We start from the raw sequence: 15985 nt of genomic DNA, 5'->3' as shown, positions 1-15985 counted from the left end.
GACCGGCGGGCGCCTGCGTGTTCGTGCGAAGTCAGCTCATGGTGAGCTTGTTGATGACGATCTCCTTCTTCGGATGACCGCCGCCGGCCTGCTGGGCGAACGCCTTGTCGTCGCCGGCCGCCGCCACCTGCTTGACGATGTCCATGCCGCTGGTGATGGTCCCGAGCACGGTGTAGTTCGGGTCCAGCGGCGAGTCGCCGTAGACGATGAAGAACTGGCTGCCGGTGCTGCCCGGCTGGCCGGAGTTCGCCATCGCGATGACGCCCTCCGGGTACGGGGGCCGCTTGTCCGTGGGCAGGTTCTCCTCGCCGAGCCGGTAGCTCGGGCCGCCGGTGCCGTCGGTCTCCCGCCAGCCCTTGCCGGTCGCGCTCGGGTCACCGCACTGGAGCACCTTGATGCCCTCGGTCACCAGCCGGTGGCACTTGGTGTTGTCGAAGAAGTTCTTCTCGGCCAGGTGGTTGAAGCTCGCGGCGGTGCACGGCGTCCGGGCCCGGTCGACCTTGGCGGTGATCTGCCCCAGGTTGGTGTCGATCGTCATCGTCTGGGTGCCGGTGTTCGGCTGCTGGTTGCCGGGCAGGCCGACGTCCTTGATCTGCGGGGTGCGCTGCTCCGCCTCGATCGGGGTGAACGCGCACTGGGCGGCGCCCGACGGCGCGGCCGTGTCGGTGGTCGGGTCGTCGCCGACCGCGGACACCAGCCAGACGGTGCCGGCGACCACCAGCAGCAGGGCGGCACCCGCTCCGACGATCGCCTGGGTCTGCCGACGCCGGCGCGCCCGGGCCGACCGTTCGGCCATCTCCTTCTCGAGCCGGGCGCGGGCCGCCGCGCGCTGCCGCTCTCTGGTGGACGTCACGCCTGATCCTCCTGAGCTGTGTCGGGTTGGTGGGTCGGCCGCGTCAGCCGGCGCTGGGGCTGGCCGCCGGGGTGGCCGACGCGGTGGACGTCGGCGTCGCCGCCGGGCTCGGCGCCGGTTCGGTGACCGTCAGGCTCTGGACGACCACGTCGTCGTCCTTGGGCTTGACCTTCGCCCCGCTCCCATTGTCCACGGTCGGCAGCTTGCCGATCTTCTCGATCGTCTCCAGACCGGACGTGACCCGCCCGATGATCGGGTACTTCGGGTCGGCGGTGGTGAAGTCCTTGAAGAAGACCAGGAACTGGCTGCCGTTCGCCCCCGGCGCGGACCCGATCATCGCGACCGTGCCCTTCGGGTACGTCGCGGGCTGGCCGGGCGCGGGGCTCGCCGACGGGGACGGAGCGGCGGCGGGGACGTTCTCGTCGTAGAACGAGTACGCCGGGCCGCCCAGCCCCGTGCCGCTCGGGTCGCCGCAGCGCACCGCGCCCTCGGTCGTGATCTCGTGGCACTTGGTGTTGTCGTAGAAGGAGCGGCCGGCCAGGTGCGTGATGCTCGCGACCGCGCAGGGGGCGCTGGCGACGTCGAGCTCGGCGGTGACCGGGGCGCCCTGGTTCGTGACGACGGTCATCGTGCGGACGCCCTCGGTCGGCAGGCCGGTGGTGGCGGGCGTGCCGACGTCTCTGAGGTTGGTGTTCGCGGTGGCGTCCTGCGGCGTCCAGAGGCAGACGTCCTCGGCGGCGGAGTTCTCGGCCGGGTCGCGGTCGAAGGCGCCCAGCCCCCAGGCCGAGCCGAGCACGATCAGCACGAGGACGACGGCGACGCCGATCCCTGCCTGGATCTGTCGGCGACGACGCACCCGGGCGGCCCGCCGGGCCATCTGCCGGTCGAGTTTGGCCCGCGCGAGTTTGCGCTGCCGGTCCCTGCTGGAAGCCACCCGTGCTCCCCTTCCTCTACCCTGGTTCCGTGGCGGACGGGCCGCGCCCGTCGGGTGGGCAGGTGTGCCACGCCACACGCCCGCCAGAGTGTACGGCCAGTGGCTGGGAACGTGGTGTACGAGGTCGGCGCTGCCGTCATCGGGCATCGTCACTGTTCCCGGCCGGGTTGCGGAGCCGGTGCGTGGACGAAACCGTTTCCGTCGGCGACTAGGCTCAGGGACGGGACCCGACAGCTCGACGGAAGGGGAGCGGACGTGCTCGTGGCCGGCTTTCCCGCGGACGCCTTCGGCACCAACTGCTACGTGGTCGCCACGGCGCCGGGGGAGCAGTGCGTGGTGGTCGACCCCGGCATCGGCGTGCTCGACCGGCTCGACGCGCTGCTGGCCGAGCACCGGCTGCACCCGGCGGCGGTTCTGCTCACCCACGGCCACCTCGACCACACCTTCTCGGTCGCGCCGGTCTGCGGCGCGCGGGGGATCACCGCGTACGTGCACCCGGGCGACCGGGAGCTGCTCGCCGACCCGGCGAAGGGGCTGTCGGCCGACCTCACCGCGCTCTTCGGCGGCCGTCTGCCGTACACCGAGCCGGCGGACGTCGCGGAGCTGACCGACGGCGCCACGCTGAGCCTCGCCGGGCTGGAGATCACCGTCGACCACGCGCCCGGCCATACCGGCGGGTCGGTGCTGTTCCGGTTGCCCGGCGCCGGCTCGCGCTGGGAGGCGGACGAGATCTGCCTCTCCGGCGACGTGCTCTTCGCCGGCTCGATCGGCCGCACCGACCTGCCGGGCGGCGACATGCCGGCGATGCTCACCAGCCTGCGGAGCAAGATCCTCCCGCTGGCGGACGACACCGTCGTGCTGCCCGGCCACGGCCCCGCGACGACCATCGGCCGCGAGCGCGCGACCAACCCGTACCTCATCGAGGTGGCCGGGAACGACGGCGCGCGACCGGCGGCTCCCGCCCGCGGCCTGTAGCCGCACACCGACGCTTCCCGCGCCCGACCGCGCGGGTCCTGTGAACGGAGCATCATGAGCAAGCCCACGCCCATCTCCGGCTTCCCGGAGTGGACGCCCGCCCAGCGGATGATCGAGCAGTACGTGCTGGACCGGATCCGCGGCACCTTCGAGCTGTACGGGTTCGCGCCGCTGGAGACCCGCGCGGTCGAGCCCCTCGACCAGTTGCTGCGCAAGGGGGAGACCTCGAAGGAGGTCTACCTGATCCGGCGGTTGCAGGCGGACACCGACGGCCCGGCCGGTGACGACGCCCTCGGCCTGCACTTCGACCTGACCGTGCCGTTCGCCCGCTACGTGCTGGAGAACGCCGGCAAGCTGCAGTTCCCGTTCCGCCGCTACCAGATCCAGAAGGTGTGGCGGGGCGAGCGGCCGCAGGAGGGCCGGTACCGGGAGTTCCTCCAGGCCGACATCGACATCGTCGACCGGGACACCCTCGCCCCGCAGCACGAGGCGGAGATGCCGCTGGTGATCGGTGACGCGCTGCGTTCGCTGCCGATCCCGCCGGTGCGGATCCAGGTCAACAACCGCAAGATCTGCGAGGGCTTCTACCGGGGGATCGGCATCGAGGACCCGGAGGCGGCGCTGCGCGCCGTCGACAAGCTCGACAAGATCGGCCCGGCGAAGGTCGCCGAGCTGCTGGCCGAGACGGCCGGCGCGAGCGAGGCGCAGGCCAAGGCCGTCCTGTCGCTGGCCGAGATCGCCGCGCCGGACGCGTCGTTCGCCGACGCGGTACGGGCGCTCGGGGTGAACCACCCGCTGCTCGACGAGGGCGTCGAGGAGCTGGTCCGGGTGATGGACACCGCCGTCGAGCACGCCCCCGGGCTGTGCGTCGCCGACCTGCGCATCGCGCGGGGCCTGGACTACTACACCGGCACCGTCTACGAGACGCAGATGGTCGGGTACGAGCGGTTCGGCTCGGTCTGCTCCGGCGGCCGGTACGACAACCTCGCCACCTCCGGAACCGCCCGCTTCCCCGGCGTGGGCATCTCCATCGGGGTGACCCGCCTGCTCGGCCTGCTGTTCGGCGCGGGCGCGCTGACCGTGTCGCGGGACGTGCCGACCTGCGTGCTGGTGGCGGTGACCAGCGAGGAGTCCCGCGCCGCGAGCAACCGGGTCGCCGAGGCGCTGCGGGCGCGCGGCGTGCCGACCGAGGTGTCGCCGAGCGCGGCGAAGTTCGGCAAGCAGATCCGGTACGCCGAGCGGCGCGGCATCCCGTACGTGTGGTTCCCGGGCCCGGAGGGGGACGAGGTCAAGGACATCCGCTCCGGTGAGCAGCTACGCGCGGAGGCCGGGGTGTGGACGCCGCCGTCGGTGGACCTGAAGCCTCTCGTCAGCTGAGCGACCCGGGGCTCTGCTGGGACGCGACTGGCGCGGACGGACGATCGCACCTACGGTAACGTAAGTTACGCCACCGTAGGGAGATCGCCGTGACCGTGCTCAGCCAGACCGCCCTCCTGCACGAACTCGAGGCCGTGGTCGAGAAGAACCTCGACCGGCACCTGTCGCTGGCCAAGGAGTGGTTCCCGCACGAGTACGTGCCGTGGAGCGAGGGACGCGACTTCGACGGGCCGATGGGTGGGGAGGCGTGGTCCCCGGAGGACTCCACCATCCCCGAGGTGGCGCGCACCGCGCTGATCGTCAACCTGCTCACCGAGGACAACCTGCCCTCGTACCACCACCAGATCGCCACGCTCTTCGGCCGGGACGGCGCGTGGGGGACGTGGGTGCACCGGTGGACCGCCGAGGAGGGGCGGCACGGCACGGCGATCCGGGACTACCTGACGGTGACCCGTGCCGTCGACCCGGTGGCCCTGGAGCGGGCCCGGATGACGCACATGTCGAACGGGTTCCACAACGCCCACGACGAGGAGATGCTGCACTCGCTCGCGTACGTGTCCTTCCAGGAACTCGCCACGCGGATCTCCCACCGCAACACGGGCAGGGCCACCGGCGACCCGCGGTGCGAGGCGCTGCTCGCCCGGATCGCCGCCGACGAGAACCTGCACATGGTGTTCTACCGCAACCTACTCGGCGCGGCCCTGGAGTTGGCCCCGAGTCAGGCGATGCGCGCCGTGGCCGACGTGCTGGCTGACTTCCAGATGCCGGGCAACGGCATCGACGGCTTCGCCCGTAAGTCGGTGGCGATCGCCCTGGCCGGCATTTACGACCTGCGGCAGCACCGCGACGAGGTGGTGGTCCCGGTGCTGCGGCAGTGGGACATCTTCAAGGTCACCGGTCTGAACGGCGACGGTGAGGCCGCCCGCGAGCAGATCGCCACCCACCTGGACGATCTGGAGCGTGCCGCGTCCCGCTTCGAGGAGAAGCGCGACGCCCGCCGCGCCCGCCGGAGCGCGCTCCGCTGACCCCCTCGGCCTGCTGACCTCGGGCCTGCTGACGCGGCCCCGGGCGCGACCGTCGCCGGCTCTCGGAAGCGACGGCGCGCGCCCGGGGAGTTCCGGGGCCCCTCCCCGGGACTTCCTGCCGGTGCGGGAGGAGGGGCGGCGGGGGATCAGGCCCGGGTGGGGGCGTCCACGGGGAACAGGAGGCAGGTGGACGTGGCGTGGGCGATCAGCCGGCCCCTGGTGTCCGTGAGGCGGGCTTCGGCCAGGGCCGTCCCGCGGCCCCGCTGGAGGACGGTGCCCTCGCAGCGCAGGGTGCCGGAGTCGACGGTGACCGGGCGGAGGAACTTCACGTTCAGGTCGAGTGAGGTGTAGCCCACTCCCGCCGGCAGGGTGGTGTGCACGGCGCAGCCCGCGGCCGTGTCCAGCAGCGTGGAGATGACGCCACCGTGGACGGTGCCGAGCGGGTTGTAGTGGAACTCCTGCGGCACCAGCTCGACGGCGACCCAGCCCTCCTCGGCCTCCATCCGCGCCATGTCGACCAGGTGCATGATCGGCGGGGCGGCCAGCTCGCCCGCGATCATCGCCCGCAGCAGGTCGAGGCCGCTGCGCCGACCGAGCTGAGCGGCGTTGATGCCCGGGTCGGACCAGGAGAACGTACGGCTGCGGTCCTGCGTCTGTGTCATGGACTCAGCCTCGCAGCCGTTTGCTGAGTCTGTCAATCAGACCTAGCCTGGCGGGTATGAGACCCGCGGCACTGGACTGGTCGATCGAGAACTGCACGATCGCCCGCGCGATGGAGGTCCTCGGCGAGAAGTGGACCCTCGTGGTGCTGCGTGAGGTGTTCAACGGCGTCCGCCGCTTCGACGACATGCGGGTCCGCACCGGCGTCCCCCGCCAGGTGCTCACCAACCGCCTCGCCATGCTGGTCGCGCATGGCGTGCTGCGCCGCGAGCCGTACCGGGAGCCCGGCAGCCGGGTGCGTCACGAGTACCGGCTGACCCCCAAGGGCCTCGACCTGTGGCCGGTGCTGGTCGCCGTGCTCGGGTGGGGCGACCGGTACCTCGCCGACCCGGAGGGTCCCCCGCTGCGCGTCGACCACCGTGACTGCGGCGGCGAGGTGGGTGTCGTCCTGCGCTGCGAGCGGGGCCACCAGATCGACGAGCCCCGTGACGTGGTGCCCCGGCCGGGCCCAGGGGCGCGCCGCCGGGCCGGCTGACCCGGTCGGCGGCGCCCGGTGCCGCTGCGGGGAGGCCGGGCGCGCGGACGCCGGAGCGCCGCGCGCCGGTCACGGGCTCGCCTACCAGCGGAAGCCGGCGGCGTACGACACGCTCGCCAGCACCTGCTGCCCGCTGGTGTTCGGGTGGAAGTAGTCCCAGCCGGAGAGCTGGCTCAGGGTGAAGGGGTAGCCGAAGACGGCGTTGTTGTCGAAGAGGCAGTTCGCGCCGTACGCCGCGCAGGCCGCCGCGAGCTGGGCGTTGAAGTCGATCACCCGTTGCCGGACCCGGTTGCGCCGGTCGACGTCGGCCTGGGCGGTGGAGGTGGGGTTGGCCAGCATGGACTGGCAGATGCCGAAGAGCGACCAGGCGCTGCGGGCGCTGCCGCTGCCCTTGCCGACGAACCAGAGCCGGTGGATGTCCGGGACGCTGATGAGGAAGACCTTGGCGTTGGGCAGACCCGCCTTGAGCCGGTTGAGCGCGGAGTCGATGTTCGCCCGGAAGGTGGTCACCGAGGTCATCGTCGACTCCGAGCTGGTGCAGGCGTCGTTCGCGCCGATCAGCATCGTGACGTACCCGACGCCCTGGCTGACCGCGGTGCCGGCCTGGCCGTACATGTCGGCGGACTTCGCTCCCGACCGGGCGTCGTTGTGGTTGCGACCGTTGATGTTCGGGTTGACCGCGCGGATGCGCAGGTAGTGACTGTTCACCGTGGAGTAGTCCCCGGTGCTGAATGAGCGGGAGGTGCAGTCGACGTACCACCCGCAGGCGTTGAAGCCGCGGGTGATGGAGTCGCCGAGACTCGCCATCGAGTTCGGTGGCGGGCCAGCGTCGGCGACGGCGGGGGTGGCGGCGAGCAGGACGAGGGCGATGACGCCGGCGAGGGCGGCCAGCGCGCGACGGATGACGGTCATGGGGGCCTCCGGGTCGCGGGTGCCGGGATACGCGGTTACCGGAGCGTATAGATAACGGTCTGTGTCCACAATGTTGCCGGGCCGTTACATGTGGCCGTTGGGTGAATTCGGGCAAACGGAGGCCTTGCCTATGATCTTAAATATGTGAATACTTCCCTCAGCTCGGCCGGTTCCCGCAGCTAGCCGGGTTGACCCCCGCGGTCCCGCTGCCCTGGCGTGGGCCGTCCCCCCCGTTCACGGAGGTTGTTACATGCGACCCACGAGGTCCACGTTCCGCCGCGCCGCCACCCTCGTCGCGGCCGGAACCCTGGTCGCCGGAGCCCTGATGGGAGCCCCGGCCCAGGCCGCCCCCGCCGCCGCCTCACCAGACGCCGCCGCCACCCTCGCCGAGCGGCTCGGTGACCGCGCTGCCGGTACCTACGCCGGCGCCAACGGCAAGATGGTCGTCGCCGTGACCGATGCCGTCGCCGCCCGCCAGGTCGCCGCCGCCGGCGCCACCCCGAAGATCGTCACGCGCGGCGCCGCCGAGCTGAACCGCGCCACCGCCGAACTGGAGCGCACCGCCAAGATCCCGGGCACCGCCTGGTGGGTCGACCCGGCCACCAACCAGGTCGTCGTCTCCGTCGACAGCACCGTGACCGGCGCCAAGCTGGAGCGGGTGAAGGCCGCCGCGGCGCGGACCAACGGCGCGGTGCGCATCGAGGCCGAGGCCGGCGTGCTGAGCACCCGGATCTCCGGCGGCCAGGCCATCTACGCCGGCGGCGGCGGGCGCTGCTCGCTCGGCTTCAACGTGCGCAGCAGCAGCGGCGTGAAGTACTTCATCACCGCCGGCCACTGCACGAACATCTCGTCGAACTGGTACTCGAACTCGGCCCAGACCTCGCTGCTGGGCACCCGGGCCGGCTCCAGCTTCCCGGGCAACGACTACGGCATCGTCCGGTACAGCAACCAGACCACCACGCAGCCGGGCAACGTCTACCTGTGGAACGGCAGCTACCGGGACATCACCGGCGCCGCCAACGCGTACGTCGGCCAGTCCGCGCAGCGCTCCGGCAGCACCACCGGCCTGCGCAGCGGCTCGGTCACCGCGCTCAACGCGACGGTGAACTACGCCGAGGGCTCCGTCTCCGGCCTGATCCGCACCAACATCTGCGCCCAGCCCGGTGACAGCGGCGGCTCGCTGTTCAGCGGCTCCACCGCCCTCGGCCTGACCTCGGGCGGCAGCGGCAACTGCAGCACCGGCGGCACCACCTACTTCCAGCCGGTCACCGAGGTGCTGAGCCGCTACGGCGTCAGCGTCTACTGACCGATCCGTCCCGAGCGGGCCGCCGGACTCCTCCTCCGGCGGCCCGCCCGCACGTGGCGGTCCGCCCGCATGTAAGGAAGGGCCCCTTCTTGACACCCGCGCGTTAAGAAGGGGCCCTTCCTTACACCCGTGGAACGTGGCGCCGGCAGCCCTGACAGAATGCCGGGGCAGAGACATTCCGCAGACGAGGGAGACGCACGTCGTGATCCGTACCCATGACGCCGGCAGCCTGCGCGCGACGGACGCCGGCACCACGGTGACGCTCGCCGGCTGGGTGGCCCGCCGGCGCGACCACGGCGGTGTCATCTTCGTCGACCTGCGGGACGGCTCCGGCGTGGTGCAGGTCGTCTTCCGCGAGGAGGACGCGCACGCGCTGCGCAACGAGTTCTGCGTCAAGGTCACCGGCGAGGTGACCCGCCGCCCCGAGGGCAACGAGAACCCGGACCTCGCGACCGGCGAGGTCGAGGTGACGGCCGTCGAGCTGGAGGTGCTGTCCGAGGCGGCTCCGCTGCCGCTGCCGGTCGACGACCAGGTGGAGGCAGGTGACGACGTCCGCCTCCGCTACCGCTACCTGGACCTGCGCCGCAGCGGCCCGGCGAAGGCCATGCGGCTGCGCTCGCGGGCGAACCAGCTCGCCCGGACCGTGCTGCACGAGCGGGACTTCCTGGAGATCGAGACCCCGACGCTCACCCGCTCGACCCCCGAGGGCGCCCGCGACTTCCTGGTTCCGGTGCGGCTCCAGCCGGGCACCTGGTACGCGCTGCCCCAGTCGCCGCAGCTGTTCAAGCAGCTGCTCATGGTCGGCGGCATGGAGCGGTACTACCAGATCGCCCGCTGCTACCGCGACGAGGACTTCCGCGCCGACCGGCAGCCGGAGTTCACCCAGCTCGACATCGAGATGTCGTTCGTCACCGAGGACGACGTGATCGACCTCGGCGAGGCGATCGTCGGCGCGCTGTGGAAGGACCTGGCCGGCCACGAGATCGCCCGGCCGATCCCGCGGATCACCTGGCACGACGCGATGGCCCGGTACGGCTCCGACAAGCCGGACCTGCGCTACGGCGTCGAGCTGACCGAGCTGACCGACTACCTGCGCGGCACGCAGTTCCGGGTCTTCGCCGGCGCGATCGACGCGGGCGGCTACGTCGGCGCGGTCGTCATGCCGGGCGGCGCGAGCCAGTCCCGCAAGGAGTTGGACGGCTGGCAGGACTGGGCCAAGGCGCGCGGCGCGAAGGGCCTCGCGTACGTGGTGCTCGACGCCGAGACCGGCGAGGCCCGCGGCCCGGTGGCGAAGAACCTCTCCGAGGAGCACCTGGCCGGCCTGGCCGACGCGGTCGGCGCCAAGCCCGGCGACGCGATCTTCTTCGCCGCCGGCGCCAACATCCGGGAGGCGCAGGAACTGCTCGGCGCCGCCCGGATCGAGATCGCCAAGCGGGCCAACCTGGTCGACGAGAGCGCCTGGGCGTTCTGCTGGGTGGTCGACGCGCCGATGTTCGAACGCACCGACGAGGGAGGCTGGACGGCCGTGCACCACCCCTTCACGTCGCCGAACGCGGAGTGGGTGGACCGCTTCGAGGAGGCGCCGGACCGGGCCCTGGCGTACGCGTACGACATCGTCTGCAACGGCAACGAGATCGGCGGCGGCTCGATCCGTATCCACCGTGGCGACGTGCAGCGGCGCGTCTTCGACCTGCTCGGCATCACGCCCGACGAGGCGCAGGACAAGTTCGGCTTCCTGCTGGAGGCGTTCAAGTACGGCCCGCCCCCGCACGGCGGCATCGCGTTCGGCTGGGACCGGGTCTGCATGCTGCTCTCCGGCGCCGACTCGATCCGGGAGGTCATCGCCTTCCCGAAGACGCGCGGCGGCTTCGACCCGCTGACCGGCGCCCCCACCCCGATCACCGCCCAGCAGCGCCTGGAGGCCGGCATCGACGCCAAGCCCAAGCCGCCGGCGACGGCCCACACCGGCACCGCCGGCCCAGCCGCCCCGGTAGCCGACCCCACCTGACGGCCCCACCCGGCTCCAGCCCGCGTCGATCATGAGGTTGACGGGTGGCGACACGGCGTGTCGCGCCCGCTAACCTCATGATCGACAGAGTCGGGGGTGGGGCGGGATGACGCTGCTCGTGGTGGGGGCCAGCGGGTTCCTCGGTCGCGAGGTGTGCCGGCAGGTGGTGGCGGCCGGTCGGCGCGTGGTGGGGACGTACTTCGGCAGCGCGGTCGCGGTGCCGGGTGTCCGGGTGCGCCGGATGGACGTCACGGACCGGTCCGCCGTGCGGGCGCTCCTTGCCGAGGTACGCCCCGACGCGGTCGTCGCCACCCCCTACCGGTACGACGACTGGGCGGTCACCGCCGACGGGGCGGCCCACGTCGCGTACGCCGCCGCCGAGGTCGGGGCGCGGCTGGTGCACCTGTCCAGCGACGCCGTGCACGCCGGACGGCCGACGCCGTACCTCGACGACGAGGCGCCCACCCCGATCTTCCCGTACGGTGCGGCGAAGGCGGCGGCCGAGACCGCCGTACGCGCGATCGACCCCGGCGCCGTGCTGGTCCGGACCTCGCTGATCGTGGGGGAGGGGAGCAAGCAGATCCAGCTCTGCCGGGACGCCCTCGCCGGGCGGGCGGCCCTGTTCACCGGCGAACTGCGCTGCCCGGTCGACGTGACCGACCTGGCCGCCGCCGTCCTGGAACTGGTCGACTCCGATGTCGCCGGCCCATTGAACGTGGCCGGCCCGGACGCGGTGAGCCGCGCCGAGCTGGGGCTGCTGGTCGCCGCGTCGTCCGGTCTGGACCCGGCCGGCCTGAAGACCACCACGAGCGCCCAGTTGGGGCTGCACCGCCCCGCCGAGGTACGCCTCGACTCGTCCCGGGCGGCCGGCCTGCTCCGCACCCGCCTGCGCGGCGTCACCGAACTTCTGATCGCCTGAGCTTCGACCCGCCCGGCCCCGGGCCCTGCGCACACTTTCTATGCACAACTCTTGTGCATAGAAAGTGTGCACAACTATTGTGCAGGTATGGCTGAGAGTGAGGGCGCGCGACCGGCACCGCGCGCGGTGCGGATCGACCACCGTCAGGTCCGGGTGCTGGCGCATCCGTTGCGGATCCGGCTGCTCGGGGCGCTGCGGGTGCAGGGCCCGGCCACCGCCACCACGCTGGCCGAGCTGCTCGGCACCAACACCGGCGCCACCAGCTACCACCTGCGCCAGCTCGCCGAAGTGGGGCTGGTCGTGGAGGATCCCGACCGGGGCACCGGCCGGCAGCGCTGGTGGCGTGCCGCGCACGACGTCACCAACTGGGAGCCCACCGACTTCGACGACGACCCGGACGCCCGGGCCGCCGTCGACTGGATCCAGGCCAACCAGGTCCGCCTGCTCGCCGAGCACGCCGACCGGTGGTTCGCGGTGCAGGACCAGTGGTCGCCGGCCTGGCGGGACGCCTTCGGCATGGGCGACATCTTCCTGACCATCCCGGCCGCCCGGCTCCACGCCCTCGAGGCGGAGCTGTGGCAGGTCCTGGAGCGCTACCGCGAGGAGGCGGACCCGGCCGAGCCGGGTGCCGAGCAGATCCAGGTCTTCCTCGCCGCCTACCCGCTGCTGAAGGGGAAGTGATGACAGGGCTGTCGGTCCGTCAGGTCCGCGCCCGTTACCTCGTCCTGCACGGCCTGCGCTGGCTGCCGGTCGGGTTGCTGATCCCGGTGACGATCCTCCTGATGCAGGAGCGCGGCCTGTCGCTGACTCAGATCGGCGTCGTCGCCGCCGCTCAGGGCCTGCTCGTCCTCGCCCTCGAACTCCCCACCGGCGGCCTCGCCGACGCGCTCGGCCGGCGGCCGCTGCTGGTGGTCGCCGCGCTGGTCAACCTGCTCTCCACCGGTCTGCTGGTGGTGGCGGACACCTTCGCGCTGCTGGTCGCGGTCTGGGCGTTGCAGGGCGTCTACCGCGCCCTGGACAGCGGCCCCCTCGAATCCTGGTACGTCGACAGCACCCTCGCCGCCGACCCGGACGCCTCGTACGAGAAGGGGCTCAGCCAGGGTGGGACGGTGCTCGGCCTCAGCATCGCCGCGGGCGCGCTGGTCAGCGGCGGACTGATCGCGCTCGGGCCGCTCGGGCCGGTCAGCGCCCTCACCGTACCGGTCGTGGCGGCCCTGGCGCTCCAGGTGGTGTCGCTGGTGGCGCTGCTCGCGTTGCTGGACGAGCGTCGGCCCACCGCCGGCGCCGCGGCGCTGCGGTCCTCACTCGCGATCGCCGGGCCGATGGTCGGCCAGGCGTTCGGGCTGCTGCGCCGCTCGCGGGTGCTCGCCGCCCTGGTGGTGGTCGAACTGTTCTGGGGCTTCGGCATGGTGACCTTCGAGAACCTGCTGCCGGTCCGCCTCGCCGACGTCGTCGGTGACCCGGACCGTGCGGCGGCTCTGCTCGGCCCGGGCAGTACGGTCGCCTGGCTCGCCTCGGCTGCCGGCGCCGCGCTCGTCCCGCTGCTCACCCGCCGGCTCGGCGCGGCGCCCACCGCCATGCTGCTGCACGTCGTGCAGGGTGCCACGGTGGTCGGCATGGGCCTGTTGGGCGGTCCGGTCGGGGTGCTGCTCGCCTACTTCGCCTGTTACGCCGTGCACGGCGCGGCCAACCCGGTGTACAAGGGGCTCGTCCATCGTCAGGTCGACGGGCCGAACCGAACCAGCGTGATCTCGCTGACCTCGATGATGGGGATGCCCGCTGCGGCGCTCGGCGGGGTGGTGCTCGGCTTCGTGGCCGACCGGGCCGGCGTGACCACCGCGATGCTGGCCGGCGCGATGGCGCTGGCCCTCGCCGCGGCGTTCTACGTTCCCGCCTGGCAGGCGGCGCGGCGCGACAGGTCACGGTCGGACGTCCCGCTCGACGTCGCGCCGGCGCCGGACGCGCCCGCGTCCACACGTTAAAAAGGGGCCCTTCCACTACCGCAGGCGTTAAGAAGGGGCCCTTCCTTTCACGCGAGGTGGGGAGGGTGGCGGGGGCCGGCCCGGGCGACGCGGCGCCGATCCAGGGTGGAGATTGACGGACGGACCGATTGGGTACATCCCGGCCGACCTACTGGGACCCCCCTCACCGGAGGAACGCCATGCTCGCCATTCTCGCGGCGATCGTTTTCGGGTTCGCCCTGCTCCTCGACCTGATGGACACCAACTTCGGCGCGCCGGACCTGTTCAACTGGAACACCCTCGTACTCATCGGGCTGCTGCTGCTCTCCCTGTACCTGGCCGGGGTCGGCCGTGGGCCGGGCGGCGGCGGCGGTCGCTGGTACCGGGGCCGGCGGCCCGGTCGGGGCTGACCGTAACCGATCAGTGAGGGCCCGGTCGGCGGCGCTGATTCCGGCGTCACCGGCCGGGCCCGGTACTGTTCCCGTGATGGAGTCCGACGCCCTCTTCTCCCTCGGAGGCCCCGCCGCCGCGCCCGCCGCGCCGGGGGGCCCGACCGGCGTGGACGGCTTCACTCCGGTCGGGGAGGATTCGCCCCTGGCCGTCCGGATGCGCCCGGCCAGCCTGGACGAGCTGGTCGGTCAGGACCACCTCCTCGCGCCCGGCGCCCCGCTGCGGCAGCTCGTCTCCGGCGCCGCCCCGATGTCGGTCATCCTCTGGGGGCCGCCGGGCAGCGGCAAGACCACGATCGCGCACCTCGTGGCCCGCGCCACCGACCGCCGCTTCGTCGCCATGTCGGCCCTGAACGCCGGGGTCAAGGACGTCCGCGCCGTCATCGAGGCCGCCCGCCGGCAGCGTCGCGCCGGCGGCCCGCAGACCGTGCTCTTCATCGACGAGGTGCACCGGTTCAGCAAGACCCAGCAGGATTCGCTGCTCGCCGCGGTCGAGGACCGGACCGTCACGCTGCTGGCGGCGACCACCGAGAATCCGTACTTCTCGGTCATCTCGCCGCTGCTGTCGCGGTGCGTGCTGCTCACCCTCCAGCCGCTCGACGACACGGCGGTACGCGGCCTGCTCCGCCGGGCGGTCGCCGACGAGCGCGGCCTGCACGGCGCGTTGACCCTCGACCCCGACGCCGAGGACCACCTCGTCCGGCTCGCCGCCGGGGACGTCCGCAAGGCGCTGACCGCGCTGGAGGCGGCCGCCGCCTCGGCCGCCGCCGTCGGCGCCGACCGCATCGACCTCGGCACCGCCGAGCAGGCGGTGGACACCGCGGCCGTGCGCTACGACCGGGCCGGTGACGCGCACTACGACGTGACCAGCGCGTTCATCAAGAGCATGCGCGGCTCCGACGTGGACGCCGCACTGCACTGGCTGGCCCGGATGCTGGTCGCCGGTGAGGACGCCCGGTTCATCGCCCGGCGTCTGGTGATCTTCGCCAGCGAGGACGTCGGCATGGCGGACCCGGGCGCGCTCGGCGTGGCCACCGCCGCCGCGCACGCGGTGGAGTACGTGGGCCTGCCGGAGGCTCAGCTCAACCTCGCCCAGGCGGTGATCCACCTGGCCACCGCGCCCAAGTCGAACTCGGCGACCACCGCTCTCGGGGCGGCCCTCGCCGACGTCCGGAGCGGCCGGGGCGGGCCCGTGCCGCGCGGGCTGCGCGACGCGCACTACGCCGGCGCCAAGGGCCTCGGCCACGGCGCCGGCTACCGCTACCCGCACGACGACCAGCGTGGCGTGGTCACCCAGCAGTACGTGCCCGACGACCTCGTCGGCACCGACTACTACCGGCCCAGCCAGCACGGTTCCGAACGCGCGGTGGCCGACCGGCTGCCGCTGCTGCGCCGGATCGTCCGCGGGCTTCCGGCCCAGGCCGCGCGCCCGCCCGTGGTGGCGACCGCCGGCGGCACGACGGGCAACGGCCGTCGACCCGGGGGGTCGGTCGACGGTGGGGCGCACGAGGGCGGCACGGAAGCCGCCGAGGAGGGTCAGCAGTGAAGTCGCGTGGGGCGGAGCGACCCGAGGACGGCGCCGACGAGCGGCGTACCAAGGGCCGGCGCTGGGGGCGGGGCAAGGCCGAGGCCGAGCCCGAGGAGCCGATCAGCGGCGAGGAGTTCGGCTGGATCGACGACCTGCGTACGGCCAAGGCGCAGCGGACGGAGCTCGGCCCCGGAGGCGGGCCGGCCGGCCCGGCGACGCCGCCGGACCCGTCCGGCCCCGACGGAGCCGCGCGCGGTCCGGCCGCGACGCCTCCGCCGCGCCGTGGCGAGGCGGGGCAACCGCGACCCGGTGCCGCTCCGGGGCCGGGCGCCGCCGAGCCGGCCGGTCTCGCGCGTCGAGGCGACCTCCCCGCACCGGGTGCCCGTCCCGTCCCGTCGGCCGGTTCCGACCCCGCGGCACGCCGGGCAGGCGGGTGGCCGCAGGGCGGCCCCGACGGGCCGGCGCGACCGGTCTCCGGCCCGGGGACCCCGGCCGCCGCGCCACGGTCACAGCCCACGCCACCGCCCTCCGGGCCCCCGGCGG

General features: G+C 73.1%; 15 protein-coding genes. 11 read left to right on the top strand and 4 right to left on the bottom strand.

The window, feature by feature from the left end; genetic code table 11:
- Positions 1-31: 31 nt before the first annotated feature.
- Both GKC29_RS22915 and GKC29_RS22910 read right to left on the bottom strand, forming a co-directional pair.
- On the bottom strand, positions 32-796 hold the full coding sequence (locus GKC29_RS22915) for a peptidylprolyl isomerase (RefSeq protein ID WP_155334300.1): 765 nt from the start codon (positions 794-796) through the stop codon (positions 32-34).
- A 100-nt stretch (positions 797-896) separates the two neighbouring features.
- On the bottom strand, positions 897-1787 hold the full coding sequence (locus GKC29_RS22910; RefSeq protein WP_155332775.1) for a peptidylprolyl isomerase: 891 nt from the start codon (positions 1785-1787) through the stop codon (positions 897-899).
- Positions 1788-2042: 255 nt separating this feature from the next.
- On the opposite strand from GKC29_RS22910, the gene GKC29_RS22905 reads away from it, so the two are divergent.
- The 3 genes from GKC29_RS22905 (at position 2043) to GKC29_RS22895 (ending at position 5164) form a co-directional block, all read left to right on the top strand.
- Positions 2043-2762 carry an MBL fold metallo-hydrolase gene (locus GKC29_RS22905; RefSeq protein WP_155332774.1) on the top strand — a complete coding sequence of 240 codons (720 nt, stop codon included), beginning with the start codon at positions 2043-2045 and terminating at the stop codon, positions 2760-2762.
- Positions 2763-2816: 54 nt separating this feature from the next.
- Entirely contained in the window at positions 2817-4139 is a 1323-nt protein-coding gene (gene hisS / locus GKC29_RS22900; RefSeq protein ID WP_155332773.1) for a histidine--tRNA ligase, read from the top strand.
- A gap of 89 nt (positions 4140-4228) precedes the next feature.
- The gene (locus GKC29_RS22895; RefSeq protein WP_155332772.1) at positions 4229-5164 is read left to right on the top strand and encodes an acyl-ACP desaturase; all 936 of its coding nucleotides are present in this window, start codon (positions 4229-4231) and stop codon (positions 5162-5164) included.
- Between the two features lie 146 nt (positions 5165-5310).
- Here GKC29_RS22895 and GKC29_RS22890 read toward each other — a convergent pair whose 3' ends face one another.
- Complete coding sequence (locus GKC29_RS22890; protein WP_155332771.1) at positions 5311-5826, bottom strand: PaaI family thioesterase; 516 nt, start codon at positions 5824-5826, stop codon at positions 5311-5313.
- A gap of 56 nt (positions 5827-5882) precedes the next feature.
- Here GKC29_RS22890 and GKC29_RS22885 point away from each other — a divergent pair, with 56 nt between their 5' ends.
- Positions 5883-6359 carry a helix-turn-helix domain-containing protein gene (locus GKC29_RS22885; protein ID WP_155332770.1) on the top strand — a complete coding sequence of 159 codons (477 nt, stop codon included), beginning with the start codon at positions 5883-5885 and terminating at the stop codon, positions 6357-6359.
- Between the two features lie 81 nt (positions 6360-6440).
- Here the strand turns inward: GKC29_RS22885 and GKC29_RS22880 are convergent, their stop codons facing one another.
- Positions 6441-7271 (bottom strand): SGNH/GDSL hydrolase family protein, encoded by an 831-nt coding sequence (locus GKC29_RS22880; protein ID WP_155332769.1) that lies wholly within the window; start codon positions 7269-7271, stop codon positions 6441-6443.
- Positions 7272-7521: 250 nt separating this feature from the next.
- On the opposite strand from GKC29_RS22880, the gene GKC29_RS22875 reads away from it, so the two are divergent.
- The 7 genes from GKC29_RS22875 (at position 7522) to GKC29_RS22845 (ending at position 15460) form a co-directional block, all read left to right on the top strand.
- Positions 7522-8577 (top strand): S1 family peptidase, encoded by a 1056-nt coding sequence (locus tag GKC29_RS22875; RefSeq protein WP_155332768.1) that lies wholly within the window; start codon positions 7522-7524, stop codon positions 8575-8577.
- A 202-nt stretch (positions 8578-8779) separates the two neighbouring features.
- A complete protein-coding gene (gene aspS, locus GKC29_RS22870) occupies positions 8780-10585 on the top strand; it encodes an aspartate--tRNA ligase (protein WP_155332767.1) in 1806 nt (601 codons plus the stop codon).
- Between the two features lie 106 nt (positions 10586-10691).
- Positions 10692-11504 (top strand): sugar nucleotide-binding protein, encoded by an 813-nt coding sequence (locus GKC29_RS22865; protein ID WP_155332766.1) that lies wholly within the window; start codon positions 10692-10694, stop codon positions 11502-11504.
- 87 nt (positions 11505-11591) lie between these two features.
- The gene (locus tag GKC29_RS22860) at positions 11592-12185 is read left to right on the top strand and encodes a transcriptional regulator (RefSeq protein ID WP_155332765.1); all 594 of its coding nucleotides are present in this window, start codon (positions 11592-11594) and stop codon (positions 12183-12185) included.
- A complete protein-coding gene (locus GKC29_RS22855) occupies positions 12185-13486 on the top strand; it encodes an MFS transporter (protein ID WP_155332764.1) in 1302 nt (433 codons plus the stop codon). The genes GKC29_RS22860 and GKC29_RS22855 overlap by 1 nt, the downstream gene beginning before the upstream one ends.
- A gap of 179 nt (positions 13487-13665) precedes the next feature.
- Positions 13666-13875 (top strand): hypothetical protein, encoded by a 210-nt coding sequence (locus GKC29_RS22850; protein ID WP_155332763.1) that lies wholly within the window; start codon positions 13666-13668, stop codon positions 13873-13875.
- A gap of 76 nt (positions 13876-13951) precedes the next feature.
- Positions 13952-15460 (top strand): replication-associated recombination protein A, encoded by a 1509-nt coding sequence (locus GKC29_RS22845; RefSeq protein ID WP_155332762.1) that lies wholly within the window; start codon positions 13952-13954, stop codon positions 15458-15460.
- Positions 15461-15985: the final 525 nt, after the last annotated feature.

Origin of the sequence: Micromonospora sp. WMMC415, assembly GCF_009707425.1 — a bacterium.
In the GTDB taxonomy this organism is placed as follows: Bacteria; Actinomycetota; Actinomycetes; order Mycobacteriales; family Micromonosporaceae; genus Micromonospora.
The sequence above is the reverse complement of the archived record's forward strand: the minus strand, read 5'-3'. Positions and strand labels throughout refer to the sequence as shown.

Excerpts from the sequence above, each read along its gene's own strand:
- GKC29_RS22915 (WP_155334300.1), bottom strand. The coding sequence starts at position 796 with ATGGCCGAACGGTCGGCCCGGGCGCGCCGGCGTCGGCAGACCCAGGCG.
- hisS (WP_155332773.1), top strand. The coding sequence starts at position 2,817 with ATGAGCAAGCCCACGCCCATCTCCGGCTTCCCGGAGTGGACGCCCGCC.
- GKC29_RS22890 (WP_155332771.1), bottom strand. The coding sequence starts at position 5,826 with ATGACACAGACGCAGGACCGCAGCCGTACGTTCTCCTGGTCCGACCCG.
- GKC29_RS22885 (WP_155332770.1), top strand. The coding sequence starts at position 5,883 with ATGAGACCCGCGGCACTGGACTGGTCGATCGAGAACTGCACGATCGCC.
- GKC29_RS22880 (WP_155332769.1), bottom strand. The coding sequence starts at position 7,271 with ATGACCGTCATCCGTCGCGCGCTGGCCGCCCTCGCCGGCGTCATCGCC.
- GKC29_RS22875 (WP_155332768.1), top strand. The coding sequence starts at position 7,522 with ATGCGACCCACGAGGTCCACGTTCCGCCGCGCCGCCACCCTCGTCGCG.
- GKC29_RS22865 (WP_155332766.1), top strand. The coding sequence starts at position 10,692 with ATGACGCTGCTCGTGGTGGGGGCCAGCGGGTTCCTCGGTCGCGAGGTG.
- GKC29_RS22860 (WP_155332765.1), top strand. The coding sequence starts at position 11,592 with ATGGCTGAGAGTGAGGGCGCGCGACCGGCACCGCGCGCGGTGCGGATC.
- GKC29_RS22855 (WP_155332764.1), top strand. The coding sequence starts at position 12,185 with ATGACAGGGCTGTCGGTCCGTCAGGTCCGCGCCCGTTACCTCGTCCTG.
- GKC29_RS22850 (WP_155332763.1), top strand. The coding sequence starts at position 13,666 with ATGCTCGCCATTCTCGCGGCGATCGTTTTCGGGTTCGCCCTGCTCCTC.
- GKC29_RS22845 (WP_155332762.1), top strand. The coding sequence starts at position 13,952 with ATGGAGTCCGACGCCCTCTTCTCCCTCGGAGGCCCCGCCGCCGCGCCC.